At 34.0% G+C, this 17,278-nt stretch carries 16 protein-coding genes and 1 riboswitch; of the genes, 5 read left to right on the top strand and 11 right to left on the bottom strand.

From position 1 onward, the window contains the following. Positions 1 to 41: 41 nt before the first annotated feature. The 11 genes from DCS95_RS20625 to DCS95_RS01855 form a co-directional block, all read right to left on the bottom strand. Positions 42 to 356, bottom strand: a complete 315-nt coding sequence (locus DCS95_RS20625; RefSeq protein WP_341865170.1) for a hypothetical protein — start codon at positions 354 to 356, stop codon at positions 42 to 44. After that, on the bottom strand, positions 353 to 2,533 hold the full coding sequence (locus DCS95_RS01905; RefSeq protein ID WP_116769152.1) for an AAA family ATPase: 2,181 nt from the start codon (positions 2,531 to 2,533) through the stop codon (positions 353 to 355). The genes DCS95_RS20625 and DCS95_RS01905 overlap by 4 nt, the downstream gene beginning before the upstream one ends. Before the next feature lie 883 nt (positions 2,534 to 3,416). Further along, on the bottom strand, positions 3,417 to 5,015 hold the full coding sequence (locus tag DCS95_RS01895) for a WG repeat-containing protein (RefSeq protein WP_116769150.1): 1,599 nt from the start codon (positions 5,013 to 5,015) through the stop codon (positions 3,417 to 3,419). Between the two features lie 195 nt (positions 5,016 to 5,210). After that, entirely contained in the window at positions 5,211 to 6,629 is a 1,419-nt protein-coding gene (locus DCS95_RS01890) for a hypothetical protein (RefSeq protein ID WP_116769149.1), read from the bottom strand. Positions 6,630 to 7,115: 486 nt separating this feature from the next. Next, on the bottom strand, positions 7,116 to 8,075 hold the full coding sequence (locus DCS95_RS01885) for a TIGR03571 family LLM class oxidoreductase (RefSeq protein ID WP_116769148.1): 960 nt from the start codon (positions 8,073 to 8,075) through the stop codon (positions 7,116 to 7,118). Positions 8,076 to 8,170: 95 nt separating this feature from the next. Next, positions 8,171 to 9,379: an MFS transporter gene (locus tag DCS95_RS01880; RefSeq protein WP_116769147.1), complete on the bottom strand. Its 1,209-nt coding sequence runs from the start codon at positions 9,377 to 9,379 to the stop codon at positions 8,171 to 8,173. Between the two features lie 118 nt (positions 9,380 to 9,497). Further along, positions 9,498 to 10,070, bottom strand: a complete 573-nt coding sequence (locus tag DCS95_RS01875) for a Crp/Fnr family transcriptional regulator (protein ID WP_116769146.1) — start codon at positions 10,068 to 10,070, stop codon at positions 9,498 to 9,500. Between the two features lie 122 nt (positions 10,071 to 10,192). Then, a complete protein-coding gene (locus DCS95_RS01870; protein WP_116769145.1) occupies positions 10,193 to 10,792 on the bottom strand; it encodes a DUF6642 family protein in 600 nt (199 codons plus the stop codon). 139 nt (positions 10,793 to 10,931) lie between these two features. Continuing rightward, positions 10,932 to 11,498 carry a hypothetical protein gene (locus DCS95_RS01865; protein ID WP_116769144.1) on the bottom strand — a complete coding sequence of 189 codons (567 nt, stop codon included), beginning with the start codon at positions 11,496 to 11,498 and terminating at the stop codon, positions 10,932 to 10,934. Between the two features lie 20 nt (positions 11,499 to 11,518). Next, positions 11,519 to 12,250 (bottom strand): NAD(P)-dependent oxidoreductase, encoded by a 732-nt coding sequence (locus DCS95_RS01860; RefSeq protein WP_116769143.1) that lies wholly within the window; start codon positions 12,248 to 12,250, stop codon positions 11,519 to 11,521. 107 nt (positions 12,251 to 12,357) lie between these two features. Beyond that, positions 12,358 to 13,407 (bottom strand): serine hydrolase domain-containing protein, encoded by a 1,050-nt coding sequence (locus DCS95_RS01855; RefSeq protein WP_116769142.1) that lies wholly within the window; start codon positions 13,405 to 13,407, stop codon positions 12,358 to 12,360. A gap of 236 nt (positions 13,408 to 13,643) precedes the next feature. Further along, positions 13,644 to 13,737: riboswitch (TPP riboswitch) on the top strand. Positions 13,738 to 13,842: 105 nt separating this feature from the next. Here DCS95_RS01855 and thiS point away from each other — a divergent pair. The 5 genes from thiS to thiH are packed head-to-tail and all read left to right on the top strand — an operon-like array spanning position 13,843 to position 17,276. After that, on the top strand, positions 13,843 to 14,046 hold the full coding sequence (gene thiS, locus DCS95_RS01850; RefSeq protein ID WP_036158226.1) for a sulfur carrier protein ThiS: 204 nt from the start codon (positions 13,843 to 13,845) through the stop codon (positions 14,044 to 14,046). A gap of 36 nt (positions 14,047 to 14,082) precedes the next feature. Further along, a complete protein-coding gene (locus tag DCS95_RS01845; protein ID WP_116769141.1) occupies positions 14,083 to 14,724 on the top strand; it encodes a thiamine phosphate synthase in 642 nt (213 codons plus the stop codon). A gap of 14 nt (positions 14,725 to 14,738) precedes the next feature. Beyond that, positions 14,739 to 15,392 carry a thiamine phosphate synthase gene (gene thiE / locus DCS95_RS01840; protein ID WP_116769140.1) on the top strand — a complete coding sequence of 218 codons (654 nt, stop codon included), beginning with the start codon at positions 14,739 to 14,741 and terminating at the stop codon, positions 15,390 to 15,392. Then, positions 15,340 to 16,158 carry a thiazole synthase gene (locus DCS95_RS01835; RefSeq protein WP_279629370.1) on the top strand — a complete coding sequence of 273 codons (819 nt, stop codon included), beginning with the start codon at positions 15,340 to 15,342 and terminating at the stop codon, positions 16,156 to 16,158. The genes thiE and DCS95_RS01835 overlap by 53 nt, the downstream gene beginning before the upstream one ends. Before the next feature lie 5 nt (positions 16,159 to 16,163). Beyond that, positions 16,164 to 17,276 carry a 2-iminoacetate synthase ThiH gene (gene thiH, locus DCS95_RS01830; protein WP_116769138.1) on the top strand — a complete coding sequence of 371 codons (1,113 nt, stop codon included), beginning with the start codon at positions 16,164 to 16,166 and terminating at the stop codon, positions 17,274 to 17,276. Positions 17,277 to 17,278 lie beyond the last annotated feature (2 nt).

Here is a 17,278-nt window from a genome sequence, read left to right as displayed (position 1 = left end):
ATTAAGCTCTTTAATTTGTTCTGATTTTTCGTTTAATCCTTTTATAGAGCTTCAAATTGTTCTGACTGTTCTTCTTTTAATTTAAGCTTAAGTCTATACTCTATTTCTTTTTTACCTTCCTTTAATTGATTTTCTAAACGTTCTTGAAATAATTCATTCTCCAGTTTTTTCTTCTTTTCAAACTCTCTTTTTTCTTCATTAAGCTTTACTTGTCCAGCTTCATATTTCTTCTTTTCTTCTGCAATTTGAGCTTGATATTTTTGCTTAATTTCTTCTTCTAATTGATGTGCTAAAATATCTTGTACATCTATTGTTGTGCCACAGTTTGGGCATTTTATTTGAGTTTCGTTTTTCATGCTACTTCAGTTTTTAATCTCATCATCATATTATAATGACTTTCATGTCCCATTTTATTAAAAATGTCTTTAAAGACCTTTAAATATTTCTCAATACTTTCTGGTTCCACAAACACAACCAAATCATCATTAATGAAATGCGAGCCATCATTTATCCAGGATACTAAAGATTTAAAAATTATTTGTTCTTCTCCTTCAAATTTACTAATCGCATCCTCATAATCTAATCCTCCCAGTATATTGAAATAATATTCCAAAATTCTTCGTAGAGTATTGAAAATTGTTGCTGTATTGATGTTTTCTAAATCGTCTAATTCCCTCCATAGCAATTCATATGTTGTTTGAATGGGATTTTCTGGATGCTTAATTATTTTAGTTTGATTATCTAATTTTCTAACAATCCAAAAAGAGACCTTGTTTGAGTGACTATACCGACTTCCCAAAAATGTTACTTCTTTGTAGAAGTATACATTATGTGTGAGAATAAAAATCTGTTTTACTCCATGATTACCTTTCTTAACATCTTCAACAACCTCTTTTATTAAATTGCTAACAACAAACAAGATATTACTATCTAAACTAGAGATTGGGTCATCAATTACAACTACTTTATTTGCAGCTATTCCTGTTTCAGTTTTACTTCCTTTTAAAAGATGGTAGAAATATAAAAAAGTAATGAATGTATATTCCCCTTCGCTCAATGTTTCATTCACCTCTGAACCATCTTCTCTTACAATTTTATAAAATCCCTTTTTATCAGATTCATCTAGTTTAAAATTTGTAAAACCAAAAAGCGTAAGTATATTATTTATTTCTTTTACAGTAGGAAGAACACTTGTAATTTCTGATTCTTTTTTATTTACTTCTTTTTGAAGCTCAAACCTTTTTTCTGATTTTTCCTTTATAGACTTATTCATTCCTAATTTTGCCTTATCTACATTATCTTTAGTTTTGGAATAAGTTTTCATATCTAACAACAATTCATTTAATACAAATTGCCATATTTCAGATTTTAAATCATCTTTTTCTTTAGTAATATTTTTTACGGTCTTGTTATTGGTTTCAATTTCTTCTATAAACTTTGTAATAATGCTAGAAATATTTTTTAAAACGGGTTCTAAAGATTTTAATTCTATTTCAATGCTTGGTGTTTTTTGTTTTGATTGAAGTATAATAACATTTGACTTAAACTGTTCTTCTAAAAGCTCTAATTTATTTTTTAAATCATCAAATTCAAGAATAGTTATGTCTTCTGTTAATATGGATTTGGCGTTTTTAATAAGTTCATTAACATACCTTTTATATTCTTGGATAAAATCATCTAATTCTATCTTATTATTCTCGTAAGTTTCATCAAAAAATGATTCTATTTCATTTTTCAAATTTTCACTAACTTCTTGTTGACAAAAAGGACATTGATTTTTCGTGACTTTTAAGTAATCCACTCCGTCTTTAATCCAGTCACTATTATCAAGTTTTTTAATTAACTTCCCAATTTCGACATCTTCTTTTCCAATAATTTTTGTTGAAAGAATTCTGGAATTTTCTTTAATAGGTAGTTCGGAATATTCAAACTGATTAATTTGATTAAATGACTTCAAATCATCATTAAAAACTTTTTTGCATTTATCTTTAATATCATCTCCACTCAATAAAACAGAAGTATTGCCAATTTCACTAACACACTTATTGAAAAAGGCTTCTCCACTTCCCATAAATCCTTGATATGCAGGTTTAAAAAATTCTTCATATTTAAGCTTAATTTGCCATGCTTTGTTAATGGTTTCTTTTTTCTTTTTATCAAAAATTTCCTCTTGCTTTTCAATAGCTTCTTTTAATCCATCAATACTTTTAGTTAAATTATCTATTTCAATATTAGATTCTTTAATAAAAGTTTGTGTATCTGTCTCATCCTTTCCTAAAGTAAAAATCCCTTCAATTGCATTACTTTGGTTAAAGCTTGAGTTAACAAAATTCTTATTGTAAACTAAAGTTTCAATTGAGCTTGATTCCCAATCTAATGAACAATCTGCATAAGAACTACAATCATCTATTACATTGCCTAATGAAGTTTTACCTGTCCCATTACTTCCATAAAAATAGTTTACTTCAGATGGTTCAATTTCAACCACATCCTTGTATGAAGCAGTTTTATGTATTTTAAGTTTATTAATCATATTTGGTTATTATGAATTACTATAACAATAGACTTTGCCGAATTAATCGACAAGGCCATTATTCAATTAAAAAATGTTAACTAAGGGAGAGTTTAAATCTACATAATATTGTAGGAATTATTGTGAGGGAAAACCGTAAAATGAATAAAGTTTTTAACACAAATTATCATTCCACACACATTACGCTTCCCTCCTACGTCGTCGCATAAAAAGTGTTCCATTAACATTGCAGAAGAAACTTTTTAGAATAAATTTTTTAAAGAAACTGTAGTTACAACTTTCGCTTTTAACCAAAGCTCAAGTTACATAACGCAGAACATTATAGTACAATTGTAGTAGTTTCGTGTATAGCGCATTTCCACGCTATTTTTTTACATAGTTACGTAATAAATCCCGCAGGAGAATTATAACAAAGTAATTATGTAAAAACGAAACTACGGTAAGTACAACTATATTCTAATTAAAGTCAGCCGCCTCATCTCGCCACTAAATAATATCAGCCACTGGCTAATCTTAGTTGTCACGAATTTAAAAGCTATCCTTTTAGATTTGTTTAAAATTCTAGTATTCGAGGAAATGTGTGCAAGATTTTTTTCTACAGCATTCTCGTCAGCTTGCCGCAACAGCCAACGGCGGTATTTTGGAAGGTCTGGTAGACCTTTTAAAATATGAGCGAGACGGTGCGCTGGCATAGCGAGATAATTTCTTAGCCCTTGCAACTTCTCGTTTTGTTTAAAGCTTTTTTTTAGGTGTTCCAATATAATGTAAAATAGGACATAAATTTTAGAGATTTAGTATATCTGAAATTTTGGGTCAGTTGTAACCACGCCCTTATGTTCTAACAAACTTCATCGAGACAATTTGTGTTACGTTGTTAGTAAATTTATAATTTATAAGCTCTGTCTTCTGACACTTTGCTCCCTTCTGGGGTAAAAGCAGTATAGTATTTTACAAGTACGTTTGTAACAGGGTCTCTTTCATGTTCAACCCTTATAAGGTATTCTCCATCATATAGTATATCATGAGCTTTTTCTAGTACCAGGGTACCTGTTTGCACATTTAACACAGAACGCCTTGATTCGGACCACCGTTTTCCACCAGTATTAAAACTTTGTGAAGAGTCAAGAATAATACAATCTTCAAGAAGTTTGGTCTTATCTTCACTTATAATACCTCTTCTAATTGTTGGAGAATTATCGTAGATAATTTTTGTAAGTTCAAAACCAAATTCATCTACTACACCATATTTTTTACCTCTTTTAACACTAAAATAAAAATCAGGACCTTTAATAACGTTATAGCGGCTTCCTATTTTTGCAGACGGAACCAATACTATATCGTCATAATGTTCATCATTCAGATAGTCGTTCTTTGTAAGCGAGTACATTTTAATACCATCATTATCTTTTATTCCAGCTACATCTTTAGATATTAGGAATATGCCTTCCTGAAATTCATTTTTTAAAAAAGTCTTTGTTTTAATGTTATAAAGATTTTTTTTATATCCTTTACTTACTGAAGCCCATTCTACAGAATCTTTTGGGCTAAAAAACCAAACATCATCAAAACCTGTACCATCAAAAAAAATGGTATTTGTTCTAGAATCATATAAAGAACATCTATCCGTATTTTTTGCTTTTATTAGAACAGCTTTTGCTATAGTATTATTTTCGTCTACATAGTTCACCTGTTTTTGCTCAAATTTGTAGCCGTATTCTTCGGGATATACCATGTCTCCAGTATTATAATTAAGCAAGCCGAAATTAGTGCCGTCTTTGCTGGTAATCGCATAACCGTTTTGAATTACCCACCCTAAAGCAGGTTGATTAGCTCCTTTAAAACTGAGGCCATTTTTTATATCATGACTACTATTTGGTAGTGTATAGCTAAGAGGTCCGAAAGTATTATTTTTCAAATTATAAATACCATAGGCGTTATTATCAAACAAGTATCCGAGCCCCATGCTATTAGGGGAACCAATAAAATCATATTTAGGTTCAATTACAATTTTTCCGGAACCGTTAAGAAGACCCATCTTTCCTGAAGAATTTTTAAACGTACGCAAGTAATCATCTTCATATTCTCCTCCTCCTCTATTTAGCAATTCTATACCATCCAAATTATCAACATTAACTTCCTTACCTAGTTTATTATAGATAGCAAGGTCTCTTAAACCAAGAAGAAATGAACCACCACCATCATTACCGCTGGTTCTTCTTTGCATAGCGGTAATGTAATGTCCCGCTTTGTTTTGATTAGATATCCATTTAAATTTGGGTTCAATAAGAATTTCACCATCAATAGTGGCTAAACCATATAATTTATCTTTTTTGGTTTGAATTGAAAAAACGCCATCTTGTACTTTTCCAACCTTATACGTCTTTGAAAATTTTTTAAGCGTTTTATTTTGAGCTTTGGTTTGAGCATTTCCATAAAAACCAATTAAAAAGACGGTTAGGAAAATAAAAAAATATCGATTCATAATTCATTAATTTATTTAAAGATTAAGGCAATTGATTTATAGAACGATAATTTTCAAATAATATTCCATTCCACAAACATTACATTCCCCTCCTAGCGTCGGCTCGTATAAACGGAATATTTTAAAAGATTGAGAATCTTTTAAAATTTAACGATACGAATAAGCAAAATTCACAGAAACCGGCAAGAATAAACTTTATTGAGTTGGAAGAATTAAGTTGAGGTCTTTGTCAAGCGTTCCTATAAAGAAAGTCCCTAAAAATGGGTCGGCAGTCAAGTGATATGACAGATTAGACATAAAAATAATATTTCCTTTGTAAGGAAATATGCCATGTACAGAACCATGATTGTAATCAAATTCGGCAATTAAGTCACCATTATAGTCTAATTTTTTAATAAATTTATAAGTAGATAATACAATGGCGTCATCAAAAAGAAGTACGGCTTGTAAGGAGTTACCTTCTAATAATTCTTCTCTTACTATATTTAGGTCATTATCAAGAATACGCAATGAGCTCATTCCATAAACTAAAATTTTATCGTCGGGTAATCTTAACAGATGAAATGGAGCATTATAAGATGCCATATTGCCGTATAAATTTTCTCCTAATTGAGATAATTCAATCGATTTAATAAGATTAAAATTGGTATCTAATTCGAGCAATATGGTTTTTTGGTTAAGAACATCAAATACGTCGGTATCCCACAATAAATCAAAAGAGCTGGAATATGCTAAATATCCACCTTTATGAGGTATAATATTTCCTATTACGCCGCTTTTCTCCCCAAAATCAAATTCTTTGATTGTGGTAGCTCTACCGTTTTCAAATTTATTAATGGCGGGGATATATTTTCTATTACCATCGCTATTTTCAAAATTTGCCCCAACCGAATACTCAATACCATCAAGTGTTGTATATCCTATGTCAAAATCATAATTAACCAACTCGATAGATGGGGGTTCAGAAAAACCAGTAGCAACATTTAAGCTATGATTGTTTCTCTCTATTGTTACAGCCGTTACATCTATTAAATCAATATAAACTACACCGTCATCTTCAAAACTACATATTGCTCTATATGCATTTTTTTGATTACTGTTAATCTCTAGTTTTGAAATTTCTAAGTTCTCCGATATTTCAGCGTAATAGTATTTTTCAGCATCAAAGTCTCTATATATGGCATACAATTTTTCACGGACCGGATTATTTCCAAAGCTCAATAGCCTCGTATTTGAATTAAATTCCTCTGGATAATAATATGACTCATACCACGGACGAACAATAAATTCTGTGTTATAAAGACTAGGTTTCCCATTATTTCCAACAGCCTCTAAAACCAGAGTATAATTTCCTGGGTTATGTTTTCTAGATTGGAGTTCTTCTAGCTCTATATTAGTGCCATTGAGTGTATATGTAAATTCATTAGCATTTTCAGAACAATTTTGAATTTCAATCGTTTCTCCTGCATAGATAGTGCTTTCAAGTATGTTCAAACAAGCCACGGCACTAGGCTCTTCATCTTCTTTGGTGCACGAAGAAATAAATATCATAAACGTTAATAGCAAAAATAAATCTGCTTTGAAATTTGAAATAACAGGTAGATATAATCTCATATTAATTTTATTACTTGTAAAGAAAACTCTCGAATAAAAATAGCGTTTAAATAATTAAATCCAAACAAGGGTATGAACCTAGCTATTCTAAGATAAATTATCATTTCTCAGTAAGCTTGGTCGGATTATAACAATAAATCACGATGAAAATTGTGAACTATGTTCAATAAAATAGAAATAATATGGTTTTGGTAAAATTTTCACATCTATAAAGGATATCTAAATAGTACTATTCATCCCATTTCATATAATTGCCTGCTCGTAGGCAGGCATGACTACTTCACTCCTATCGTCGCTTCGGGAAAAGGGTATTCCATTATATTTTTAAAAAAACATGCGTGAAGAAAAAAATTAAATAAAATTTGAGTTGTAAAAAGCTTTTCCCCAAAGCAAAGTTACATAACGTGGAATATTATAGTAACTATGTAAATGTAGACGGTCATTTAAAATAACTTAAATATTATTTAGTAATATATTTTATACAGATTAAAACTCCGGTAACACAACCTCCTCAATTTTAGCAATAGCCTCACTTACGGGAGTTTCAGACTTTCTTAGGTTGATAGCCATATGGTTGACTCCTACATTTTCATAGGACTTTAAATATTCGGTAAGATGATTAATGCCTACCGTACCTCCAAAACGCTGTGGTTTAAAAGTTGCATTGTCGTCTTTTGATAGGTTTAAATGTATAGCCGAAATATAAGGTTTTGCTGCTTGATCTTCATCATACAACGCATTACACCAGTATTTTCTGTTTTCCAAAGTTTCGGCAACAGGTCTTGGGTAGTTAAACCAAGCTTGTGCGTTTTTTGCGATCCAATTGATACTTTGTCCGGAATGACCTGCTACTACAAGCGGAATATTTTTTTTCGGTTTAGGATAGACTTCAATACCACTAGTTAAAAAATCATATTTAGATTTTAAATTGCTATTTGTTTTCCAAGCTTCTTTGATGATATCAAGATTTTGTCTAAAGATTTCAGGCCTTTTTTTATAGTCGATATTATACATTGGGAACTCCACAGGTCTGTCTCCCAAACCCAAGCCTAACAATAGTCTGCCATCACTTAAATTTTCTATGGTAGCAGCAGCTTTCGCTAATTTTATAGGTTGTTGTAATGGTAATACTATGGCAGCTGTACCCAACAAAATGTTTTTGGTAGCTGCAGATAAATAGCCCAAATATGGAAGCGTATCGAATAATTGTGCACCATCACCAAAGTTAGGGTCGTACACCGGAACATCTCGCATCCATAAGGCTGCGAATCCTGCTTCGTCAATTTGTTGTGCTAAGGCTAAATGATTGGAGATATCTGGAACTCCGAAAGGTCTGTTATCTTCCAAGCGTTTGCAATTTCCTTCGGTTGACCAATCGTTATCTAAAGGAAACTCTATACCAAGTGTCATTTTACCTGGTTTGTATAGTTTATCAAATGGATTCATAGTGTGTTTTTTAAATTCATCAGGTATCTGTTAAAACACCTGATGAATTATTTAGCATTAAGAAATGCCTTTAATTATGTATGTACCTATTCGTATTATATTTTTTCCTTTCTGAATAAAACTAAGGTTAACAAGAATCCCACAATTACTAGAATACCACCTACCCAAGGAGTCGCTTCAATACCTAAGCTTGATTCTACAACCATTCCGCCTACATAAGCGCCAATGGCAATACCAACGTTAAAAGCTGCAATGTTTAAGGCAGATGCTACATCTTCGGTTCCTGGTAAGTATTTTTCAGCCATTTTCACCACGTATAATTGCAATGCAGGTACGTTTGAAAAGGCTAATATTCCCATAAAAAACAAGGTTACTATAGCAAAAATCTGACTAGAAGCGGTGAAGTATAACACAAACAATACTATGGCTTGTAAAGCAAACATAACCAATAAGGCTTTGCCTGGTTTGTTGTTAGAGACTTTACCACCAATGATATTCCCAATCGCGATGGCAATACCATAAATTAAAAGAAATACACTAGTCATATCTGAAGAGAAACCAGTCACTTCTTCTAACAGCGGAGTTAAGTAGGTAAAAGTGACAAACGTACCACCATAACCAAATGCGGTAATGGCTAATACCAATAAAATAGACGGATTCTTAATCACTTTTAATTGATCTATAAGTCGTAATGGAGCCGATTGTTTGATGTTTTTAGGAACCAAAGCCAAACTAGCTATTGCACCTACTAATCCTAATAAAGCAACACCAATAAAAGTAGCTCTCCATCCAAAATTCTGACCGATATATGTTCCTAAAGGCACACCGGTTACAATGGCTACCGTTAGACCTGCAAACATTATAGAAATGGCAGTTGCCCTTTTGTCTTTTGGTACTAAACTTGCAGCAATAGTAGAACCGATAGAGAAAAATACACCGTGTGCAAAACCTGTTACAACTCTTGATAAAAGCAACAACTCAAAACTTGGTGAGATAGCTGCTAATCCGTTACCAATTATAAATAGTAACATAATACCCATTAATAATTGTTTTCTTGGAATTTTACCTGTTAAGGCAGTTAAAATAGGTGCTCCAATGGCAACACCAATGGCGTACAGACTTACTAATAATCCTGCTGATGTTAATGATGTGCCTAGGTCACTTGCAACGGTAGATAATAAACCTACAATTACAAATTCCGTTGTTCCTATGGCAAATGCACTTATGGTCAATGCCCATAATGCTGCTGGTAGACTCTTCTTTTTGGCTACCGTTTGGGAGCCCTGTATTGTTGTAGTTTTCATAGTACATTGTATTTAATTGTTCGATACAAAATTCTATGAAAACAAAGGGGTGTGCGAGGACATACATCACGGATTTTTTGTGATGTATATCAATATTGAAAAGTGATTTAGGTCACTTTTAACTGTTAAAACGACTTAAAGTCTCTCTGGATACGCCTAAATAGGAAGCGATTAATTTTTTAGGAACGCGTTGTATTAATTTCGGAAGTTTGTTTAATAGGTACTCATACCTACTTTCTGCGGTCATTGTAAGCAAAGACAAGATTCTTTGCTGTAGATTGATGTAACCGTGATTCGATTTAATTCTGAAAAAGTTGGCAACGGCAGGGACTTCAAAACAAATTTTTTCCCTGTTCTCTAAAGACAAACAGAAAAACTCGGAATCTTCAAGACAATCCACAAAAATAGTACCTGGTTCTTGATGTTGAAAAGCATAATGGTCGCTCACCCAATAGTTTTCCATAGCAAATTGAAGAATATGTTCTTTGCCTTTTTCGTCTATGGAATACGCTTTTACCAAGCCTTTAATAATCCAATATTCAAAGTCTACAGGTTGCCCTAATTGTATTAAGAATTGGTGTTTTTTAAGACTTTTAAATTCGAAGTGCGATTGTACAAAATTCCACTCCTCATCAGTTAAAGAAACGATTTCTTCAAAATGTTGTCTTAGTAACTGTAACTGGTCTTCCATAAAGCAAAAATACTTTTCTTTAACAAATACCCAAGTAAAATAATCACCCTAGTTAATGATAACAAAAGCAAACTGAGAATAAAGAAAAATTAGTGTGTATACACTTGTTGCTATCGTCAACTCTAATAATACAATCTAAAATCCAACATTTTACAGACATTGTAATGCCTTTGGTGCAGCTCTTCTACGACCTCAAACATATCATCATCTTCTCTAAACAAGTTAAAGAATGCTTTATCAAGATTTGCACTGCTTACGCCATTAAAAGCATTTCCGTAGCCAGAAACGGCTTTGGCGTTTGTAATATCTAAAAAGTACTGGGCTTCTTCTTCGTCTGGGTCAAGAATTTTTGCATTTGAAAAATGCAGGATTTTGCCTTTTAAGCGACCTTCAAAGATTTCTGCAATTTCCTGTAGTGTATAGTAGTAGTCGTTTAAGCAGATACTATTTGCTTCGCCATGCATTACTAAATAAATAATCTCATAATCCTTAAAATTATGATCATCTAACACCAATGCGTTTAGGCTATCTTCAAGTCCTTCTATAGTATCGCACGTTTTGTAGATACTTGCAATGCCAAATTTTATGGCGAGTTGTTCCAAGCTTTGTTGTGCTTCGGTAAGTTGTTCAGTTTCTATATCATCGACACCTTCTAAACAGTAAATGAAATGGTCTTCATCTGTTAATTGTTTTAGGGGTAATTGTCTTTTTTTTTCTAGCAAGCTTTTGAATATTTGTAACGTAACTGAATTACAAAATTACAGTAATGTACTTACTCTTTTTAGCCTTTTTAGGATAAATATATGTTCTTATGGCTAGTGCTTCCCTCCTACTGATAGTTGTTGGGTTTTGCTAATGCTGCTAATTTTTGCTTCTAGATTTCAACCTACGTAAACCAAGTATAATCAAGACGACTATTAAAATTAAAAAATAAATAGTGGTAGTACTACTTTTAATAACTGAAAATAAGCTTGTGATATGTACAGAAGTTTCTGTAACGGTTGGGAAAGCATTCAGCATGGAAATAATACCGATGTTTTCAATATAATCTGCTATACCGGCAATTATAGGCAATAGACACAGGTATAAGTAATTATGGTTCAATTTAGGTAGTTTCGTGAGGAAATATGCCAGTACTGCTGCATAGGAAATAGCAAAGAGTAATGGATAGATCATATCTACAGGAAGTTGTTTGGTAAGATACGTTTGGCGACCAATATCTCCTAGAGTATGAAAAAGAGTGTTTACAACCTCAATATCATATCCTGCGGGCATCATATCCAATAATGGCAATCCGTTCGAGAAGGCCATCGTTGCGGGAATGGTCACTAACAGCATATACGCATAAACGATATTGGTGAGTAAAAAAAGCACCAGCACCTTCTTGCCAGAATGTTGTTTTTCTAACTGTTTTATAAATCTTTTCATCTTACTTTTATGTTGTTTAATTAATTGCCTTGCGATGAACTATAGATAACCGGCATTTGCCCCTTCCACTTATTCCATAAACTATGGTTATTGATTAAATCAGCCATAAAATGGGCAACATTAATACGGCTCACTTTACCGGCATTAAATATGGCGCTGCGTGTAGGTGAAGGAAAAATTTCATAATCACTAACCTGGTCTTCATTTATTAATCCGTCTGGTCTAACAGCTACCCATTCAACGACTCTGTTATTCTGACCAATATGGGTGCGTAGATAATCTGCTGCCTTTTCATTATCTACATGAGGCGGAAGTAATAGGCGAAGCAGACCAATAACAAATTTTTGTGCAAAAGAAATACGTTCGTTCAAATCACGATTTCGATTCCCGGTCGTATTCATCAGAACAAACTTTGTAGTGCGTTCTAATTTATTTGATTTTATGGCATCACATAGGCGTTTTGTAGCATCGGTAACCAATTTTCTGGGTTGCCCGTAAATACCTTTCCAGGTTAAATTATGCCCTAGGCACGATGCCACTGCATCGCAATCATTTACTATTACCCGCATTTCATTTTCGCTTAGGTCAAGAATGCTAGCTGTTATAATTTGTAGATGCTCATTGTTCTTCCATGATTCAGGGAGCTTATGGGAAGAACGTACAATAACTTTTACAAAGTGTTGTTGCAAAAGAAGTTGCGCTACCAATTGGCTACCTGTGGCACCACTGGCGCCGACCACTAAAACTTTCATACTGATTTGATTGATTGATTGATGATTTGCCTGTAAGACGATGTAAAACTATACTTGTTACAAGTTTACGTATGTATTTAATTATAAGTTAGTTAAAAGTTTTTTAGCTATTTTCCTTTACGTAGTATTTTAACCACTCTGTTATGGGTTATTTCTAATAAATTCCATTGATAGCCTTCAAAATCTGTCGTATTCATAAATTGCACGACCACGGCATCAATATCTTTATGGTATTCTGCCAGACATTGGTAACCAGCAGCCAAGCCTCCATGATTAAATTCATAAAGTGAGCTGTACATTTCCATTTCCTGTTCATTAAGTAAAGAGCCGTCGTTCAATGCTCTTAAGAATTTACCAACATCTTCTGCGGTAGCCAACATCATACCGTTATCCTCGTTTTTAAAGTCTTTATCTATTCCTACATAATAACCACTCATAACATCTTCGATATTTACTTCGTTGATAGACCCGTACGTATTGTTGAGTCCAAGTGGTATTAAGATTTCCTTTTTGAAATAATCTTGTCGGCTTCCACCAGTAACTTTTTCTATAATTCTGGAGAGTAGTAAATAATTGGTATTGGAATAGCCATAATCTTTGTTGGGTTCAAAGTTGGCTGGTAAATCCAATGCATATTTAAGCACATCTACATTGGTGTTCGGTTGGTTTTTCCAATACTCAGGATTGTCGGTGAAATTGGGAATACCGCTTCGGTGCTGTACCATCATTCTCAACGTAATTTTATCGGCATTTTCAATTCTACTCGAAAGCTCAGGAAAATAATCGGTGAGCCGTTTATCTAAAGAGATACGATTTTCATTAGCTAATCTTGTAATGGCAACAGCGACATACAACTTACTAATACTAGCAATTTTGAATAAGGCATTTGGTTTGGCAGGTATTTGTTTTGCGCTATCGTGATAACCTGCGGTATAGAATGCCGGTGGCTTACCAGCTTCATCAACGTAGACAATGACACCGTCAAATCCGTAACCTAAGGTTTGATCTACTTGCTCTTGTACCGTATTCGGTAATGGTAAAATCCATGCTTTCACTAAAATCCACGGTACAAACCATAACGATATGAATGTACTTGTAAATAATATGATTCTGAAAATCTGTTTTTTCTTACTGGTTTTTGGTTTAGTATTTTCCATGTTTCGATGCTGTCCGTTTGATTGATGATGCAAACCTATATGGAATCAAGATAACATTAAATTGAGAATTACCGAATTGTAATTTATTGAGGATGAATTGTTTTATGTCATAAAATACTCATATATAAAAGTATTTTATAATGTATCGTATTTAGATTTCGTGTTAAACCCTAATTAAATAATCAATCAATACTACTTTCAGAATCATATCTCACATCAAATTCTTAATTTAGCGATGTAAACTTTAGGAGTAGCTATTTCATAGTTTGAGAAATATCCTTAGAACCTGATTTGATTAAGATCAACGTAGGGAAAAGTTAACAGGATCACCCCCCTGAACTTTCCGTTTTTCAATCCATTAGATCAATTCTTTCTGTTTACACCGAAATCCATATCAATGTTGCGTTTTGCATTTTTGATTAATTAATGAAGCAGATGATACACATAAAAGTAAACGACGCCCCTAAGAAAATAGCAGAAACTACTACGCTAGAGGAAATCATTAAAGAACTGGACATTTCTGTGAACGGTATAGCAGTTGCCGTAAATGAAAACATCGTCTCTAAAGCAACATGGGGAAATAAAACGTTAACCGAAAATGATGAGGTACTGATTATTAGGGCTACACAAGGAGGTTAAAGAAAATAGAACTGCTAACCGCATAAACCAAAACAAATGATTGTAGTAATAGCACCGGAAAAAGATATACCCAATGAGATAGCCATTTTACATGAGCTGTTTCAAGAGGGCTTGGAGTATTATCATTTGAGGAAACCATTTAAAGACTATCAAGAACATTGTGATTACTTAGATGGTATCGATAAAAAATACCATGATAGAATTGTGGTGCACTTACATCATACACTGATAAATAGTTACAATCTAAAAGGATTGCATTTTCAAGAGCAAAAGCGAATAGATCATATTGATAACCCTGGGCAGTATTTTAAAAAGTTCGATATGTATGGTAAAACCATAAGCTCCTCTTTTCACAATCCAAAAGTATTGGAAGCATGCGAGTTCGAATTTGATTACCATTTGCTGAGTCCTGTATTTTCATCCATCTCTAAACAAGGATATGAAGGCAAAGGTTTCGACGTCAACGCTATTGACAAATTCATAGTGGGTATGGGCGGTATTACCGATAAGACCATACCGGAAACCGTGCGATTAGGTTATAAGGGTATTGGCATTTTAGGCGGAATTTGGAATATGGAAAATCCGATAAAAAGCTTTTTGAAAATACAGAAACAATATGAACGATCATGGAACGAACAGCGAAAAATATCGCTAAGAAATACAGCAAAAGACATTTAAGTTAAAGAAATTATATGATTCCACCATTACATTATATATCACAAGGCAAAACGCCACAAGAGCATTTAGACCATATACAAAAAGCCTGTACGGCAGGAGCGGAATTGGTACAGTTACGCCTTAAAAAATTACCTGGTAAGGTGGTATGGGAAACGGCAAAAAAAGCAAGGGAAATCACTGAGAAATATCAAACTAGATTGATAATCAACGATTTTTATAAGATTGCTGCAGCGGTAAAGGCAGATGGTGTTCATTTGGGTAAAACAGATACGTGCCCAACTGTAGCTAGAAAAGAACTTTCTTCTTGGCAGATTATAGGCGGCACTGCCAATACCCTCGAAGATTGTGAAACTTTAATCGATAAGAAAGTGGATTATATAGGTCTGGGCCCTTTTCGATTTACAGAGACTAAGGAAAATTTGAGTCCTGTTTTGGGCTTAAACGGTTACTTGAGCATATTGGAAGAACTGAAAGCAGAAATACCGGTTATTGCTATAGGTGGTATTGTTATAGACGATGTTACAGAAATAATGAAAACCGGTGTTCATGGTATTGCCGTATCGGGTGAAATAACACGGAATTTCAATACAATATCAGAATTTAAAAAATTGATTAATGGAGGTCCACTTGACGAGCAGCGATGGATATCCGAAGAAAAAAGAAAATAAGATGTTACAGATAGCGGATAAAAATTTTAACTCCAGATTGTTTACGGGAACAGGAAAATTCAGTTCATCTATCGTAATGAAAGAAGCTATATTGGCTTCTGAGAGCGAGTTGGTAACAGTGGCGTTAAAACGTGTAGATGTTGAAGATAGTCAAGATGATATTTTACGGCATTTAGACCATGCACATATCAATTTGTTGCCCAATACATCGGGAGTGCGTACGGCAAAGGAAGCGGTATTTGCAGCGCAGTTATCTCGTGAGGCTTTAGAGACCAATTGGGTGAAATTAGAAATTCATCCGGATCCAAAATACCTACTCCCCGACCCTATTGAAACCCTTAAAGCAGCCGAAGAATTGGTGAAGTTAGGATTTGTTGTGATGCCATACATACATGCGGATCCCGTGTTGTGCAAACGTCTGGAAGAAGTAGGAACACAATGTGTAATGCCATTGGGTGCCCCTATAGGAAGTAACAAGGGCTTAAAAACCCAAGAGTTTTTAGAAATTATCATTGACCAAAGCAATGTGCCCGTAATTGTAGATGCCGGTATTGGTGCGCCATCACATGCTGCTTATGCGATGGAGTTAGGTGCAGATGCAGTGTTGGTCAACACGGCGATAGCTGTTTCCCAGAATCCCGTTGAAATGGGTAAAGCGTTTAAAATGGCGGTAGCCGCGGGCAGAATGGCGTATGAAGCAAAATTAGCTCCGGTAGTCCACAAAAAAGCGGAAGCCAGTAGTCCGTTAACCAGTTTTTTGAATTAGCGTATATGGGCAGTTTTAAAGACATTTTCGATACCTATAATTGGGACCAAACCTTACAGAGTATTTTCTCTAAAACGGAGCACGATGTATTACGGGCATTGGGCAATACGAAAAGAGACCTAGAGGATTTTAAAGCATTGATTTCACCAGCTGCCAAACCGTATTTGGAGCAAATGGCACAGCTAAGCCGTCAATTGACAAAAAAGAGATTTGGGAATACCATACAAATGTATTCGCCCATGTACTTGAGCAACGAATGCCAGAATATTTGTACCTATTGCGGCTTTAGCATGACGAACAAAATTCCAAGAAGAACGCTAACGAATGCCGAAATCTTAAAGGAAGTAGATTATATAAAATCTAAAGGCTATGACCATATTCTATTGGTAACTGGGGAGGCAAATAGAACAGTTGGCGTTGATTATATCGATAATGCCTTACAATTGATTCGTTCGCAGTTTGCTAATATTACCATAGAGGTACAACCATTGTTACAAGATGAATATGAGCAATTGATAGAGAGCGGACTATATGCAGTATTGGTATATCAAGAAACCTATCATAGAGATGAGTATAAAAAACACCATCCGAAGGGTAAAAAATCCAATTTCGATTTTAGACTGGATACTCCCGATCGCTTAGGCAAAGCAGGTATTCATAAAATTGGATTAGGAGCTTTATTTGGGTTGGAAGATTGGCGAGCCGATAGCTTTTTTACAGCATTGCACTTAAAGTATTTGCAGAAGACGTATTGGAAAACAAAGTACTCCATTTCTTTCCCAAGATTACGACCACATTCAGGCGGATTGGAACCGAAGGTTGAAATGACCGATCCTGATCTGGTGCAACTCATCTGTGCCTTCAGATTATTGGATGAAGATGTTGAATTATCCATTTCTACCCGTGAAAGCGAAATCTTTAGAAATAACATTGTCAATTTAGGTATCACCTCAATTAGTGCGGAGTCCAAAACCAATCCCGGTGGGTATGCAGTTGCGCCCGAATCTTTAGAACAGTTTGAAATATCCGATGAAAGACCCACGGAAGAAATCACCGCTATGCTAAAATCGCAAGGACTTGATGTGGTTTGGAAAGATTGGGCTAATAATTGGGAATAGAC

Source organism: Maribacter litoralis, assembly GCF_003075045.1.
Lineage (GTDB): Bacteria > Bacteroidota > Bacteroidia > Flavobacteriales > Flavobacteriaceae > Maribacter > Maribacter litoralis.
The sequence above is the reverse complement of the archived record's forward strand: the minus strand, read 5'-3'. Positions and strand labels throughout refer to the sequence as shown.